A 14,940-nucleotide genomic window follows, 5' to 3' on the forward strand; every position below is an offset into this window, starting at 1 on the left:
CACGACCACGGAGGAATCGTGACCATCGAAGCGGCAGAGACCCGGACTGCATCGTTGCGAGCCGAGCTTCGCGCCTGGCTGGAGGAGCACCGGCAGTCTTCGCTGGCCGGGCGAACCGAGTACGAGGTCGAGAACGACGCCTGGCGCAACCCCGACTCGCCGCTCTTCGACGACTACACGGCCTGGGAGCGTGCCTCCCTGGAGGCTCGGCTCGTGTGCCCCCACTGGCCGGAGGAGTACGGCGGACGAGGCCTCGACGAGCTCGAGATGGCTGTCGTCGCCGAGGAGTTCGCCCGGGTCGACATGCCACGGGTGACCCGGGGCATGGGGGAGCGGCTGGCCGGACCGGCGATCCTGGCCCACGGCACGGTCGAGCAGAAGGCGCACTTCCTGCCGCGCATCGTCAGCGGCGAGGACCGCTACTGCCAGGGCTTCTCCGAGCCCGGCGCCGGGTCGGACCTGGCAGCGGTCTCGACGCGCGGAGTCGTCGAGGGCGACGAGATCGTGATCTCCGGGCAGAAGATCTGGACGTCGCGCGGTCACCTCGCCAACGTGCTCTTCCTGCTGTGCCGCACCGACCCGGCCGCGCCCAAGCACAAGGGCATCTCCTACGTCCTGGTCCCCATGCAGGACAACGGGATCGAGGTCCGCCCGCTGGTCACCATGGCCGGGGAGGACGCGTTCTGCCAGGAGTTCATCGACGGCGCGCGGGCGCCGCTGTTCAACGTCATCGGCGGCCTGAACAACGGCTGGCGCAGCGCGATGACCACCCTGGGCAGCGAGCGTGGCGCGGTCGCCGCCGTCCAGCACCTCCAGTACGAACGCGAGTGGACGGCGCTCGTCGAGCTGGCCCGCGAGCGCGGCCGGACCGACGATCCCCTGCTGCGCCAGCAGCTGGCGTGGGCGTACAGCCAGGTGCACGTCATGAAGGCGACCGGGCAGCGGGTCCTGGCGAAGCTGGCCTCGGGCGGCGAACTGGGCGCCGAGGCGTCGCTGACCAAGCTGGTCTGGAGCGAGTACCACCGCCGGCTGGGCGAGATCGCCATGGACGTCGAGGGCGCCGACGGGCTCGTCCGTCCCGACGGCGACGGCTATCGGGTCGACCGCTGGCAGAAGGCCTGGCTCGCCAGTCGCGCGGAGACCATCTTCGCCGGCACCAGCGAGGTCCAGCGCCGGATCGTGGCCGAGCGGGTCCTGGGCCTGCCCAGGTCGAACTGACGTGCCGACCTCCGAACTGGCCCGCGCGGTCGGGCAGGGGAACGCGGCCCCGACGACCGGCCGATCGCTGCCGTACCCGGATCTGCGCAGCCTCTTCCGTCCGCGGTCGGTGGCCCTGGTGGGTGCGACCGAGCGGTCGATGTGGTCGGTCAACGCCTTCGCCAACCTGCGGCGGCTCTCGCCTGACGTCGAGGTGTTCTGCGTCAGTCCGACGCGTGACGCCGTGCACGGCGTCCCGGCCGTGCGGTCCCTGACCGACCTCGGCCGGCCCGTCGACCTGGCCTACGTCATGTCACCGCGGGAGACGATCGCGGACATCGTGCGGGAGGCCGCCGCGACCGGCACGCGGAGCGCCGTCGTCCTCACCGCCGGGTTCGGGGAGACCGAGGACGGTCGCGCACACCAGCGCGACCTCGTCGCGGCCGCCCGGGAGACCGGCGTGCACGTCCTGGGGCCCAACGGGAGCGGCTTCGTCGACGTCGGTCACGGGGTGGCGCCCTTCGGCTTGGCACTGCCGCCGCTGCCCGACCCCGGCCGCGCTTCTTTCGTCCTCCAGTCCGGTGGACTGATGAAGCCGCTCCTCGGTCTGGCCCGGTCGTGGGGCGTCGGCGTCGGCATGCTGGCCGGCACCGGTAACGAGGCCGCGCTCTCCGTCGCCGATGTCGCGCGCTACCTGGTGGAGGAAGAGGACACCGGCGCGGTGGGGCTGTTCGTGGAGGCGTTCCGTGACGCCGACTCCTTCCGGGCGCTGGCGGCCCGGGCGCTCGACCTGGATCGGCCGCTCGTCGTCCTCAGCGTCGGCCGCAGCGAGGTGGCCCGGCGGTCGGCGCAGTCGCACACGGGGGCGCTGGCGGGCAACGCCGACGTGACGTCCGCGGTGCTGCGGGACCTCGGCGTGGTCGAGGTGCACAGCATGGAGGAGCTGGTCGCCACCACCGACCTGCTGGCGCGCGGCATCCGGCCACGGGGCGGCCGCATCAGCGTCGTGTCGGCGTCGGGCGGTAGCTGCGAGCTGGTCGCCGACAAGGCGGCCGAGCAGGGGCTGACCGTGCCGGAGCTCCCGCCGGCCGCGGCCGAAGAGCTCGCCACGCTGTTGCCCGGCTTCTCCCACGTGCACAACCCGCTCGACGTGACCGGCTACGCGACCGTGGACGCCACCCTGCCGGTCCGGGCCGCCGAGGTCGTCGGGCGCACCGCGCCGGACGCGTACGACATCCTGCTGTTCCAGGCCTTCGTCACCCCCGGCGAGGACCCGCCGAATCCGGACGCCGTGCGGGCGCACTTCTCCTCGATCGCCGACATGGCGAGCCGGCTCGACGTCCCCGTCCTCCTGCAGGACGAGGTGGCCGTCGGCATCAGCGACTTCGCCCGCCGACTGTTCGCGGACCTGGGCCTGGTCCGCCTGCCCGGCATCCAGCCCGGCCTGGACGCGGTGGCCGACGCCGTGCGCTACACCGCGGCGCGCGACCGGCTGCTCCGTCGATCGGCGCGCACGGCGGCCTCGCCCAGCGGGCAGCACGCGGATCCGCTCGACGACGGTCCCCTCACCGAGGCGGCCACGCTCGCCGCCCTGCAGCGGCACGGGGTTCCCGTCGTGCCGCACGCCGTGGTCCGGGACGGGGCCGAGGCGGCGGCCGCGGCCGCGTCGATGGGCGGCCCGGTCGTGCTCAAGGTCAGCTCGGCCGACGTCGCGCACAAGTCCGACGTCGGCGGCGTCGTCCTCGACGTCGAAGGCGACGTGGCCGTTCGCGACGCCGTCACCTCCATGCTCGAGACCGTCGCCGAGAAGGCACCCACGGCCCGGCTGGACGGGGTGTTCGTGGCGCCCTTCCGCCGCGGAGGTGTCGAGCTGATCGTCGGGGTGAACCGGGACCCGGTCTGGGGACCGGTACTCGTGCTCGGCATGGGCGGCGTCCTCGTGGAGCTCCTCGCCGACGTCGCCATCCGGCCGCTCCCGGTCACGACGACCGACGTCGAGGAGATGCTCCAGCAGTTGCGCGGGGCGCCGCTGCTGCGGGGCGTCCGCGGCCAGGAGCCGGCCGACATCAGGGCAGTGGCCGAGGCGGTGCGGGCCGTCGCCGATGCCGCGCTCGCCTGGGGGGATGCATGGGAGTCGATCGAGATCAACCCGTTGAGGGTGCAGGGACGCGACGTGGAGGCGCTGGACGCGCTGGTCATCCGGTCGCGGTCGGACAGCAGGACGGCGGACGTCGCGAAGGGGTCGAGGTCATGATCACGTTGGGGTTCACGAAGGAGCAGGAGGCGCTGCGCGCGGGCGTGCGGCGACTGCTCGCCGAGCAGTGGGGGAGCGACCGGCTGCGGGTCGCGCTGGACGACCCGGAGCCGTACGACACGGGTCTGTGGAAGACGATGGCCGAGCGGCTCGGGCTGCACGCCATGGCCATCCCGGAGGAGTACGGCGGCGCCGGGTACGGGTTCGCCGAGCAGGCCGTCGTCCTCGAGGAGATGGGGCGCAGCCTGCTGCGCGCTCCCTACCTGTCGACCGTGGTCCTGGCCGCGACCGCGCTGCTGCGCGGGGACGACGAGGCGTTGCGGCAGGAGTGGTTGCCGCGGATCGCCGCGGGCGAGGTGGTCGCGTCCCTCGCCCACGTCGAGGACGACGGCGACTGGTCGGCGGCGGCGCCGCGGACGCGTGCCGCGGCGGACGGCGATGCGTGGCGGGTCACGGGGAGCAAGTCCTTCGTCGTCGACGGGGCGCAGGCCGACCTGCTGCTGGTCCTCGCGCAGACCGACGACGGCGGCGACGTGCTGGTCGCCGTCGACACCCGCGGCGGCGGGGTCACTGCTGTCGACGTGCCTCCCCTCGACCTCACGCGCCGGCTGGCGACCGTCACGCTGGACGGCGCGTCCGGGCGGGCGGTGGCCGTCGGTGCCCGGGCCCGCGAGGTGCTCGACGAGACCTTGCGGGTGGGTGCTGCCGCGCTGGCGTGCGAGCAGGTCGGGGGCGCCGAGCGCTGCCTGGAGATGACCGTCGAGTACGCGAAGGTGCGCGAGCAGTTCGGTGCGCCCATCGGCAGCTTCCAGGCGGTCAAGTTCATGTGCGCGGACATGCTGCTGCAGGTCGAGGCGGCCCGTTCGGCGGCGATGTATGCGGCGTTCGCCGTCGACGGCCGGACCGACGACCTGGCGGTCGCCGCGTCGGTGGCGAAGGCGGTCTGCTCGGAGGCCTACACCGCGGTGACCGCATCGACGATCCAGGTGCACGGCGGCATCGGCTACACCTGGGAGCACGACGCGCACCTGTACTTCAAGCGCGCCAAGGCGTCGGAGATGCTGCTCGGCGAGCCGGCGATGCACCGCGAGCGCCTGGCCGCGCAGGTCGGGATCTCCGCGTGAGCGGCGGAGGAAAGGCGGTTCCCCAGCCGACGCCGGACACGCAGCCCTACTGGGACGGCGCCGCGGCGGGGGAGTTGCGGCTGCCCCGCTGCCGCGACTGCGGGACCGCGTTCTTCTACCCGCGGTCGGTGTGCCCCTCGTGCTCCTCGACCGACATCGAGTGGTTCGCCGCCTCCGGTCGGGGGCGGCTGTACTCCTTCCTCATCGCGCACCGCCCGGCCCCGGGGTTCGAGGACGACGTGCCCTACGCCATCGCGGTGGTGGAGCTGGCCGAGGGCCCCCGCCTGATGTCGAACATCGTCGGTGTTCCGAACGACCCCGAGCACCTCGTCCTGGACATGGAGCTCGAGGTCGTGTTCGACAAGCACGGCGACGTCGCCGTGCCCAAGTTCCAGCCGGCGGGGAGCATGCGATGAGCGTTCGGGGAAAGGTCGCCGTCATCGGGGCCGCCGAGTCGGAGCGGATCGGGCGGGTCCCCGACAAGTCCGCGCTGCAGCTGCACGCGGAGTCCGGCCTGGCGGCCGTGCGCGATGCCGGGCTCACCATGGCCGACATCGACGGCGTGGCGTGCGCCGGTGAGAGCCCGGTCGACGTGGCGCACTACCTCGGGATCCGGCCCGCCTACCTGGACGGCACCATGGTCGGCGGCTCGTCCTTCCTGCTGCACGTCCGGCACGCGGCGGCCGCGATCGTGGCGGGCCTGTGCTCGACGGTCCTGATCACCCACGGCGAGTCGGGCCGGTCGCGGGTCGGCATGCAGCCGTGGGCGCCGGCGCCGCAGTCGATGCGCGGGCAGTTCGAGGTCCCGTACGGCGGCGTGTTCGCTCCGTCGACCTTCCCGGTCGGCGTCCTGCGCTACATGAAGCAGTACGGCATGACGCCGGAGCAGTTGGCCATGGTACCCGTAGTCCAGCGCCGGTGGGCCGCGCTCAATCCCCGGGCGAAGCTCCGGGAGGAGATCACCGTGGACGACGTCCTGTCGTCGCCGGTCATCTCCTACCCCCTGCATTTACTCGAGTGCTGCCTGGTGACCGACGGTGGCGCGGCGCTGGTGCTGACGTCCGCGGACCGGGCCAAGGCCGCGCCCAAGCCGCCGGTCCACTTGCTCGGCGCCGGCGAGGCGTCCGAGTCCTCGTCGATCTCCGCGATGGCCGACCTGACGTCGTCGCGGGCGTTCGCCGACGCCGGGCGGGCGGCGTTCGCCGAGGCGCGGATCGGCCACGCCGACGTCGACCACCTGATGCTCTACGACGCGTTCGCGCACGTTCCGCTGTACGGCCTGGAGGACCTGGGCTTCGTCGGCCGCGGTGAGTCCTTCTCCTTCGTGGCGGACGGGCACACGGCACCCGGCGGCTCGCTGCCCACCAACACCAACGGTGGCGGGCTGTCCTACACCCACACCGGCATGTACGGCATGTTCGCGATCCAGGAGTCGGTCCGGCAGGTCCGCGGGGAAGCGGCGGCCCAGGTCGACGGCGTGCGCACCAGCGTCGTGCTCGGCAACGGCGGGTCGTTCATGAGCGCCGGCGTCCTGGTGCTCGCGTCGGCCGAGGTCGCGGCCGCCTGATGACCCAGGAACCGATCGAGACGAGGAGTGACATGACAGGACTGTGCGAGGGACGGGTCGCCGTCGTCACCGGCGGCGGCGCCGGCATCGGACGCTTCCACGCCCTCGAGCTGGCCCGCCAGGGCGCCCGGGTCGTGGTGAACGACCCCGGTGTCTCGCGGGAAGGCGCCGGGGGATCGACGAGTGCGGCCGACGCGGTGGTCGAGGAGATCGTCGCCCTGGGCGGGGAGGCGCTCGCCGACTACGGCGACGTGTCGGACACCTCCTCCGCCGACGCCCTGGTGGCGACGGCCGTCGAGCGGTTCGGCCGGCTGGACGCGCTGGTCAACAACGCCGGCATCGTCCGCGACCGCACGCTGACCAACATGTCCGACGACGAGTGGGACGACGTCATCCGCGTCCATCTGCGCGGGACGTTCGCCCCCTCGCGTGCGGCCGCGCGCTACTGGAAGGACCGGGCGAAGGCGGGTGACCAGCTGTCCGCGCGGCTGATCAACACGACGTCGTCCTCGGGCCTGCTGGGCAACGTCGGGCAGACCAACTACGGGGCTGCCAAGGCGGGCATCGCGAGCTTCACCGTCATCGCCGCCATGGAGCTCGCGCGCTACGGGGTGACGGTGAACGCCGTCTCGCCCGGGGCCCGGACCCGGATGACCGACGGGTTGATGGAGGAGCCCGAGGGCGACTTCGACCCCTACGACCCGGCCGCGATCTCGCCGCTCGTGGCGTGGCTGGCGAGCGAGCGCTCCAGCGGCGTCACCGGGCAGGTTTTCGCGTCCAACGGCGGGCTCCTCGGCGTGTACGAGGGCTGGAACGTCGGGCCAACCGAGCAGCTGGACCGGCTCTGGACGGCCGAGGAGATCGACGGGCCGGTGCGCGAACTGCTGGCCCGCTCGGTGCAGAACCCCCGGCTGCCGCAGCTGGACCAGGTCTGACGTGGCGGTCGATCCTCGGGCCGTCGGCCGCGTCAGCGATCCGGTCGAGGTGTCCTGGACCTCGGACGACGCGCTGCTCTACGCGGTGGCGGTCGGTGCGGGCCAGGAGCCGCTCCGGGAACTGTCGCTCACGACCGAGAACACCAGCGGGGTCGCCCAGCAGGTGCTCCCCAGCTTCGCCGCGCTGCTCTCGCAGCGGGTTCCGCGGCCGGACATCGGCGAGTTCGACCGGTCGCAGCTCCTGCACGCCGAGCAGCACCTGGAGCTGCACGCCCCGCTGGCCAGCTCGGGCCGGGTGGAACTGACCGCCGAGGTCGCCGGGATCGAGGACAAGGGCCACGGCGCGCTGGTGTGGACGTCCGTCCGGGGGCAGGACCCGGCATCGGGCAGGAGCTTGTTCACCACCCGCTCGGCCGCGTTCATCCGGGGTGAGGGCGGCTTCGGGGGAGAGCGGGTGCGTGCTCCCGAGTGGCAGCCGCCGGCGCGCTCGCCCGACGCCGTCGTCACCTACACGACCCGCCCGGAGCAGGCGCTGCTGTACCGGCTGACCGGCGACCGCAATCCGCTGCACTCCGATCCCGGGTTCGCGGCGCGAGGCGGGTTCGCGCAGCCGATCCTGCACGGGATGTGCACCTTCGGGTTCACCTGCCGCGCCCTCGTGACGGCGGCGGGCGAGGGCGCCCCCGGGGCGATCACCGGGATGGGCGGCCGGTTCAAGGCGCCGGTCCTCCCGGGCGACTCCCTCGACGTCCGGCTCTGGATCGACGGCCGCACGGTGCTCTTCCAGACCCTCCGCGGCGACGGCACGGTCGTCATCGACCGCGGCGTCGCGAGCCTCGTTCACGCGAAGGCGAAGTAGCGGAGGTACAGGTAGGGCACGCAGAGCAGCACGGTGACCAGCGTGACGAGGCAGCCGTACTTCGCGAACTGCCAGAAGCCGATCCGGTAGCCGTTCCGCTCGGCCAGTCCCAGCATGACGACGTTCGCGCTGGCCCCGATCACCGTCGCGTTGCCGCCGAGGTCGGCCCCCAGCGCCAGGGCCCACCAGAGCACGTTGCCGGGGTTGCCCGTCTGGTGGGCGACCGACTCGACCAGCGGTGCCATCGTGGCCACGTAGGGGATGTTGTCGATGACGCCGGAGAGCGCCGCCGAGCCGCCGAGCAGCAGGAAGGTGGCTGTCTGCGGGCTCCCATGGGTCGCGTCGGCCACCCAGGTCGCCAGCTGCTCGATGACGCCGACCTTGATCAGGGCGCCCACCATCACGAACAGGCCGGCGAAGAAGAGCAGCGTGGGCGCCTCCACCTCGACCAGGTACTCCTTGGGCGGGAGGCCGCTGATGAGCACGAGGATGCCGGCGCCGAGCAGGGCGACGACCGCGGGCTCGTAGCCGAGCCGGGAGTGCAGGACGAAGCCGACCAGGACCAGGACGAGGACGGAGCCCGACTTCAGCAGCAGCCGCCGGTCGGTGATGGCTGTTCGCTCGTCCAGCGCGCAGACCTCGGCGGCCCGGACCGAGTCGTAGCGGAAGGCGTGCCGGAACATGATCCGGCACATCCCGATGAGGACGAGCACCAGCGCCACGATGATCGGGGTCAGATGCGCCAGGAAGTCGTTGAAGGTCAGGTCGCCCCGGCTGGCGATGATGATGTTGGGCGGGTCGCCGATGAGGGTCGCCGTCCCGCCGATGTTGGACGCGAACACCTCGGCGATGAGGAAGGGCACCGGCGGGACGCCCAGGCGGTCGCAGACCACGAGCGTCACCGGTGCGACGAGCAGCACCGTCGTGACGTTGTCGAGGAGTGCCGACGCGATCGCGGTGAGCAGGACCAGCAGGGTCATCACGCGGAACGGCCGCCCGCGCGCCTTCTTCGCCGCCCAGATGGCCGCGTACTGGAAGACGCCGGTCTGGCCCAGCACGCCGACGATGATCATCATGCCCAGCAGCAGGAAGAGGACGTTCCAGTCGATGCCGGTCTCGCGGGAGTTGACCGCTTCATCGAAGTCGAGGACGCCGGCCGCGAGGATCAGCCCGGCCCCGCCGAGCGCCACCTGGACGCGGTGCAGGCGCTCGGTGGCCAGCAACACGTATGCGACCACGAAGACCCCGACCGCGACCACCGTCATGCATGCACCGCCGGGGGAGGTTCGGAGCGCCCCCGGTCAGGGGGACTTCGTGCTCGAAGAGAATAACCAATATAAGGGATTACTCCTGGCTCGGATCGGTTCCGCGCCGCTACCCTGGGCAGATGACTACCGCCTCGCGTCCGCGCGACGACGGCTCGGCGCCGCGGCCGATCAAGCGCGGCGCGAAGGTGGCCGAGGCTCTGGCGCAGGAGATCGTGCACGAGATCGTCTCCCGCAAACTGGCGCCGGGCACGCTGCTGCCCTCCGAAGCGCAGATGCTCGATGACTACGGCGTGGGGCGCGGGTCGCTGCGCGAGGCGCTGCGCATCCTCGAGGTGCACGGACTGATCACGATGAAGCCAGGCCGCAACGGCGGCCCGATGGTCGTCGAGGTGCGCACCCGCGACTTCGGCCGCATGTCGACGCTGTTCTTCCACATGGCGGGCATGACGTTCCAGCAGCTGATCGACGCGCGTCTGGTCATGGAGCCGCTGATGGCGCGGTTGGCCGCCGAGCGCCGCGGCGAGGAACTCGACGTCCCTGACGCCAAGCGCGTCGCGGTCGAGGACGACGACACCTACTTCGACGCCACCCAGGACTTCCACAAGACGGTCGCCTCGATGTCTGGCAACCCGGTGCTCAACCTGATGGCCATGTCGTTGGAGGACATCTTCCACGACCAGGTCAGCGGGCTGCTCTTTCCGAAGACCAAGCGGCGCGAGGTGCTGGGCGTTCATCAGGACATCGCCACCGCCATCAGCGAGGGCCGGGCCGACGACGCCGAGAAGCTGATGCGCCAGCACATGCTCGAATACGCGGAGTACGTGCGGAAGCGCAAGGGCCCGCTCATGGACGAGGTCGTCGACTGGAAGTGAGGACGGCGCCGGTCGGCCGGCGCCGCCCCCTCCTTACTTCGGCTGCATCCGGATCGCGCCGTCGAGCCGGATCGTCTCGCCGTTGAGCATCGGGTTGTCGATGATCGCCATCGCCAGCCGGGCGAACTCGTCCGGCTGACCCAGCCGCCGCGGGTGCGGGGTCATCTGGCCGAGCGAGTCGCGCACGTTCTGCGGCAGCCGGGCGAGGATGGGGGTGTCGAAGGTGCCCGGGGCGATCGTGGCCACCCGGATCAGCTTGCTGGAGAGGTCGCGGGCGGCGACGAGCGTCAGTCCGACGATGCCGGCCTTGGCCGAGGCGTAGGGCAGCTGGCCGATCTGGCCCTCCCACGCGGCCACCGAGGCGGTCAGCACGCAGACACCGCGCTCACCGTCGACGGGCTCGTGGGCGGCCATCCGCGCCGCTGCCTGGCTCAGCACGTTGAACGTGCCGATCAGGTTGACCCGGACGATCTGCTCGTAGAAGGCCAGATCGCCGGGCTTGCCCTCCTTGTCCACCACGCGCATCGCCCCGCCGCGGCCGGCGCAGTGCACCAGGGTGCGTAGCGGAGCGAGCTCGTCAGCCGCCTCGACCGCGGCGGCCACGGCCTCCGGGTCGGTGACGTCCGCGGGCACGAAGCGCGTCTTCCCGCCGAGCTCGTTCGCCACTTCGGCGCCTGCGGAGGTCGGCAGGTCCACGATCACCGTGGGCACGCCCTTCTCCACCAGGCGCCGGGCGGTGGCGAGGGCGAGTCCGGAGGCCCCGCCGGTGACGACGGCGGAGCCGGCTGTCACGTCCATGGTCAGTTCCCTCCGTAGCTCAGGTTCTCGAGCACCAGGGCGTTGGCCATGCCCCCGGCCTCGCACATCGTCTGCAGCCCGTAGCGCTCCCCGGTGTCCTCGAGGTGACCGAGCAGCGTCGTGGCCAGCCGGACGCCGGAGGCGCCCAGTGGGTGGCCGAGCGCGATCGCGCCTCCGCGCGGGTTGAGCCGGTCGTCGCTGACGCCGAACTCCGCCTGCCAGGCCAGCGGCACCGACGCGAAGGCCTCGTTGACCTCGAATGCGGCGATGTCGTCGATCGAGAGCCCGGAACGCGTGAGCAGCTTGTGCGTGGCGGGGATCGGCCCGGTGAGCATCATCAGCGGGTCGTCACCGGTCACCGCGGTGGCGACCACCCGGGCCCGCGGGGTGAGCCCCAGGGCGGCGGCGCGCTCCTCGCTCATGACCAGCAGCGCGGCGGCGCCGTCGGTGAGCTGGGAGGAGTTGCCGGCGGTGATCTTCCAGTCCAGCTCGGGGAACCGTGCCGCATGCGGGCTCGTGGCGAACGCGGGCTTGAGCGCGCCCAGCTTGTCCACGGTGGTGCCGGATCGGATGGTCTCGTCGGCGGTGACCGTGCCGTCGGGCGTGGTGATCGACGCGATCTCCCGGTCGAACGCGCCGTCGGCGCTCGCCCGCGCCGCCCGCTCGTGCGAGGCCGCCGCGAAGGCGTCGAGCCGCTCACGGGACAGGCCCCACTTGTCGGCCACCAGTTCGGCGGAGATGCCCTGGGGCACCAGGCCCGGCGCGTACCGGGCGGCGACGAGCGGCCCGTGCGGGTCGGCGTCGCCGCGCGCCGAGCCCATCGGCACCCGGCTCATCGACTCGACGCCGGCGGCCACGACGATGTCGTAGGCGCCGGCGATCACGCCCTGCACGGCGAAGTCGAGGGCCTGCTGGCCGGATCCGCACTTGCGCTCGATGGTCACCGAGGGCACGTGCTCGGGCCAGCCCGCGGCGAGGACAGCCTGGCGGCCGGGGGTCGCCGACTGTTCCCCGTTCTGTCCCACGCAACCGACGAGTACGTCGTCGATCGAGCCCGGGTCGAGATCGTTGCGCACGGCCAGGGCCTGGAGCACCTGGGCGAGGAGGTCGACGGGGTGGACGCCGGACAGCGCCCCACCCGGCTTGCCGCGACCCATGGGGCTGCGGACAGCGTCCACGATGACAGCTGCGGGCATGCTCGTCCTTCTCTCCTGAGGCGTCGGCATTGACAGCTTAAACATGAATACCTTTAACATGGAAGGGTGCAGCAGTCGCGTTCTTCCGAGAGCCTCGACGGAACGGTCGCGCTGGTGACCGGGGCGGCCCGCGGCATCGGCGCGGCCGTCGCGGAGCGGCTCATCGCTGCTGGGGCCAGGGTGGCCGTGGTCGACCGCGAGTCGACGGCTTCCCTGGCCGACCAGCTGGGTGCGCTGCCGGTCGTCTGCGACGTGGCCGACGAGGACTCCGTCCGCTCCGCCGTGGACCGCGTGACCGCCGAGCTCGGTCCGGTCACCGCTCTGCACAACTGTGCCGGCATCAGCCTGCACGGCCGCGGCGACGGCCCGGTCGACCAGGCAACCACCGAGGCCTGGCAGCGCACCCTCGCGGTCAACCTGACCGGCACGTTCCTGGTGACGAAGCACGTCCTGCCCGGAATGGTCGCCGCCGGCGGGGGAGCGATCGTCAACACCTCGTCGGTCGGCGGCACGACGATGGGCGTCGCCACGGCCGCCTACTCCGCGACGAAGGCCGGCGTGATCGGGCTCACCAAGTCGCTGGTCGTGACCCACGGCCGCCTCGGTGTGCGGACCAACGTCGTCTGCCCCGGCGGCGTGGCCACCGACATGGCGCAGGGGCACGATCGCACGCCCGAGGAGCGCGCCGCGATGCTGGCGACGATCCCGGCGGGACGCATCGCCGAGCCGGGAGAGATCGCCGAGCTGGTCGTCTTCCTCCTCGGTCCGGCCTCCTCCTACCTCAACGGCGCCGTCATCACCGCCGACGGCGGCTGGACCACCTGACCTCTCCATTCTTCGTCCCGATCCCAGGAGCACCCGTGACCTTCGACCTGCCCGACCGCCACCGTGACCTGCTCGAGCGCGCCCGCGAGGTGGGGGAGAAGGTCCGCTCGCAGGCCGCCGAGGCCGACGCCGCCACCACCGTGCACGAGGGCATGCGGGCCGCCCTGCGGGAGAGCGGGCTGGCCGGGCTGACCGTCCCGGCCGCCCACGGTGGACTCGACGAGAAGGTCGACTCCCTCGCCGTCACGGTCGTCCGCGAAGCCTTCGGTGGTGTCTCGGCGCACCTGGACTCGCTGTTCGCCATGCAGGGCATCGGCACCTACGGTCTGGCGGTGGCCGCCAGCGAGCGGATCCAGCGGGAATGGCTGCCGCGGGTCGTCGAGCTGGACGCGATCGCGGCGCTCGGCCTCACCGAGCCGCAGGTCGGTTCCGATCTGAAGTCGATCACCACCACCGTCGTGGAGCGGGACGGCGAGCTGGTCGTCAACGGGCACAAGTCGTTCATCACCAACGCGCCGTCCGCCGCGTTCGTCGTCATCCTGGCCAAGGAGGGCGACGGCTACTCGCTGGTCTTCGTCCCGACCGACACCCCCGGCGTCCGGATCACGTCCGGACCCGACCTGATCGCGCCGCACATCATCGGCGACGTCGTCCTCGAGGACGTGCGCGTGCCGCTGGACTCCCGCGTCGGTACGCAGGGGCAGGCCTTTCCGCTGGTGCTCCAGACGCTGGCGACCTTCCGGGTGTCGGTGGCCGGCTCCGCCGTCGGCCTGGCCCAGGCAGCGCTCGACGAGGCGGTGGCCCACACGACGTCCCGCGAGCAGTTCGGCAGCACGCTGGCCCGGCTCGGTCCCATGCCGCAGCTGCTCGGCACCTCCTGGATGGAGGTGGAGCAGGCCCGCCTCATGACCTACGCCGCGGCGACCCGCGCCGCGGCCGACCCGCTCGGTGCTCTCCACTGGTCGTCGATGGCCAAGGTGGCGGCCACCGAGACCGCCGGCCGCGTCGCCGACCGCTGCGTGCAGATGATGGGCCGCTTCGGGGTGGTCACCGGCTCGACGATCGAGCGGCTGTACCGCAACGCGCGGCCGATGCGCATCTACGAGGGCGGCAACGAGGTGCTGCTCGGTCAGCTGGCCAAGACGCTCACCCGCGCACCGCGCGCCTGACCGGCCCTCAGGCCAGGAAGCCGCCGTCGACCGGATGGAACGAGCCCGTGACGAACGAGGCTGCGTCGCTGGTCAGCCAGACGATGAGGGCGGCGACCTCGTCCGGCTCGGCCAGCCGCCCGAGCGGGTGCCGCGCGGCCAGGGCGGCGCGGGCCGGCTCGTCGGTGCGCGCCTGCAGCATCGGGGTGTCGACGAAGCCGGGCCCCACGGCCGTGACGCGGATGCCGTCGGGGGCGTGGGCCTGCGCCGCCGACCGGGTCAGGCCGAGGACGCCGTGCTTGGCGGCGGTGTACGCCGGGGCGAGCGGTGCACCGGCCGCGCCGAAGATCGACGCCACGTTGACGACGGCGCCCCCGCCGCCGGTCGCGCGCATCGCCCGGATCTCCTCGCGCAGGCAGTAGAAGGTGCCGTCGAGGTTGACCGCCAGGACCCGCCGCCAGTCGTCGGCGCCGTAGTCGGCGACCGGCACGGCGGGACCACCCACCCCGGCGCAGTTCACCGCGACGTGCAGGCCGCCCCACTCGGCGACCACGTTGCCGACCGCCTGCTCGACCGCGTCGGCGTCCGTCACGTCGACCGGGACGGCGACTGCTTCGCCGCCCAGTTCCCGGACGACGTCCGCGGTCGCCTCCGCCGACGCGGCGGAGAGGTCGAGCGCCGCGACGCACGCGCCGGTGCCGGCGAGCTGCAGGGCGGTGGCACGCCCGATGCCCGACCCCGCGCCGGTCACCAGTGCGATGCGGTCCTGCGCCATGGAGCCTCCTCGGCCACGGACTCCGCGACCCTCGAAGTGTTCAGAGAACGGTCGTTATGCGACGCTTGCCAACTCTGATCATAGATGACATGTTTGAGACGTCCCGTACATCGAGGAGGACC

14 protein-coding genes are annotated in these 14,940 nt (G+C 72.4%); 10 read left to right on the plus strand and 4 right to left on the minus strand.

Annotated elements, in window-relative coordinates; all coding sequences use genetic code 11:
* Positions 1 to 18 precede the first annotated feature (18 nt).
* Genes AC2H4J_RS20505 through AC2H4J_RS20535 form a run of 7 tightly spaced genes read left to right on the plus strand, consistent with a single transcriptional unit; the run spans position 19 to position 7,936 of the window.
* Positions 19 to 1,218, plus strand: a complete 1,200-nt coding sequence (locus tag AC2H4J_RS20505) for an acyl-CoA dehydrogenase family protein (RefSeq protein WP_487466759.1) — start codon at positions 19 to 21, stop codon at positions 1,216 to 1,218.
* 1 nt (position 1,219) lies between these two features.
* Positions 1,220 to 3,451, plus strand: a complete 2,232-nt coding sequence (locus AC2H4J_RS20510; protein ID WP_487466760.1) for an acetate--CoA ligase family protein — start codon at positions 1,220 to 1,222, stop codon at positions 3,449 to 3,451.
* Positions 3,448 to 4,575 (plus strand): acyl-CoA dehydrogenase family protein, encoded by a 1,128-nt coding sequence (locus tag AC2H4J_RS20515; protein ID WP_487466761.1) that lies wholly within the window; start codon positions 3,448 to 3,450, stop codon positions 4,573 to 4,575. The genes AC2H4J_RS20510 and AC2H4J_RS20515 overlap by 4 nt, the downstream gene beginning before the upstream one ends.
* Positions 4,572 to 4,991, plus strand: coding sequence for a Zn-ribbon domain-containing OB-fold protein (locus tag AC2H4J_RS20520; protein ID WP_487466762.1), 420 nt, complete (start codon positions 4,572 to 4,574; stop codon positions 4,989 to 4,991). Before AC2H4J_RS20515 ends, AC2H4J_RS20520 begins: the two co-directional genes overlap by 4 nt.
* Positions 4,988 to 6,142 (plus strand): thiolase C-terminal domain-containing protein, encoded by a 1,155-nt coding sequence (locus AC2H4J_RS20525; RefSeq protein WP_487466763.1) that lies wholly within the window; start codon positions 4,988 to 4,990, stop codon positions 6,140 to 6,142. Before AC2H4J_RS20520 ends, AC2H4J_RS20525 begins: the two co-directional genes overlap by 4 nt.
* A gap of 32 nt (positions 6,143 to 6,174) precedes the next feature.
* A complete protein-coding gene (locus tag AC2H4J_RS20530; protein ID WP_487466764.1) occupies positions 6,175 to 7,077 on the plus strand; it encodes an SDR family oxidoreductase in 903 nt (300 codons plus the stop codon).
* Position 7,078: 1 nt separating this feature from the next.
* Complete coding sequence (locus AC2H4J_RS20535; protein ID WP_487466765.1) at positions 7,079 to 7,936, plus strand: MaoC/PaaZ C-terminal domain-containing protein; 858 nt, start codon at positions 7,079 to 7,081, stop codon at positions 7,934 to 7,936.
* Here the strand turns inward: AC2H4J_RS20535 and AC2H4J_RS20540 are convergent.
* Positions 7,918 to 9,201 carry an ArsB/NhaD family transporter gene (locus AC2H4J_RS20540; protein ID WP_487466766.1) on the minus strand — a complete coding sequence of 428 codons (1,284 nt, stop codon included), beginning with the start codon at positions 9,199 to 9,201 and terminating at the stop codon, positions 7,918 to 7,920. The genes AC2H4J_RS20535 and AC2H4J_RS20540 overlap by 19 nt on opposite strands.
* 122 nt (positions 9,202 to 9,323) lie before the next feature.
* Here AC2H4J_RS20540 and AC2H4J_RS20545 point away from each other — a divergent pair, with 122 nt between their 5' ends.
* Entirely contained in the window at positions 9,324 to 10,076 is a 753-nt protein-coding gene (locus AC2H4J_RS20545; RefSeq protein WP_487466767.1) for a FadR/GntR family transcriptional regulator, read from the plus strand.
* Between the two features lie 33 nt (positions 10,077 to 10,109).
* Here AC2H4J_RS20545 and AC2H4J_RS20550 read toward each other — a convergent pair whose 3' ends face one another.
* A complete protein-coding gene (locus tag AC2H4J_RS20550) occupies positions 10,110 to 10,874 on the minus strand; it encodes an SDR family NAD(P)-dependent oxidoreductase (RefSeq protein WP_487466768.1) in 765 nt (254 codons plus the stop codon).
* A 2-nt stretch (positions 10,875 to 10,876) separates the two neighbouring features.
* Positions 10,877 to 12,070: a thiolase family protein gene (locus AC2H4J_RS20555; protein WP_487466769.1), complete on the minus strand. Its 1,194-nt coding sequence runs from the start codon at positions 12,068 to 12,070 to the stop codon at positions 10,877 to 10,879.
* Between the two features lie 66 nt (positions 12,071 to 12,136).
* Here AC2H4J_RS20555 and AC2H4J_RS20560 point away from each other — a divergent pair, with 66 nt between their 5' ends.
* Together AC2H4J_RS20560 and AC2H4J_RS20565 are read left to right on the plus strand one after the other, a co-directional pair.
* Positions 12,137 to 12,895: an SDR family NAD(P)-dependent oxidoreductase gene (locus tag AC2H4J_RS20560; protein ID WP_487466770.1), complete on the plus strand. Its 759-nt coding sequence runs from the start codon at positions 12,137 to 12,139 to the stop codon at positions 12,893 to 12,895.
* Between the two features lie 35 nt (positions 12,896 to 12,930).
* The gene (locus AC2H4J_RS20565) at positions 12,931 to 14,064 is read left to right on the plus strand and encodes an acyl-CoA dehydrogenase family protein (RefSeq protein ID WP_487466771.1); all 1,134 of its coding nucleotides are present in this window, start codon (positions 12,931 to 12,933) and stop codon (positions 14,062 to 14,064) included.
* Positions 14,065 to 14,071: 7 nt separating this feature from the next.
* Here the strand turns inward: AC2H4J_RS20565 and AC2H4J_RS20570 are convergent, their stop codons facing one another.
* Positions 14,072 to 14,818 carry an SDR family NAD(P)-dependent oxidoreductase gene (locus tag AC2H4J_RS20570; protein WP_487466772.1) on the minus strand — a complete coding sequence of 249 codons (747 nt, stop codon included), beginning with the start codon at positions 14,816 to 14,818 and terminating at the stop codon, positions 14,072 to 14,074.
* Positions 14,819 to 14,940 lie beyond the last annotated feature (122 nt).

The sequence above is a fragment of the Blastococcus sp. OS1-29 genome, assembly GCF_057628075.1.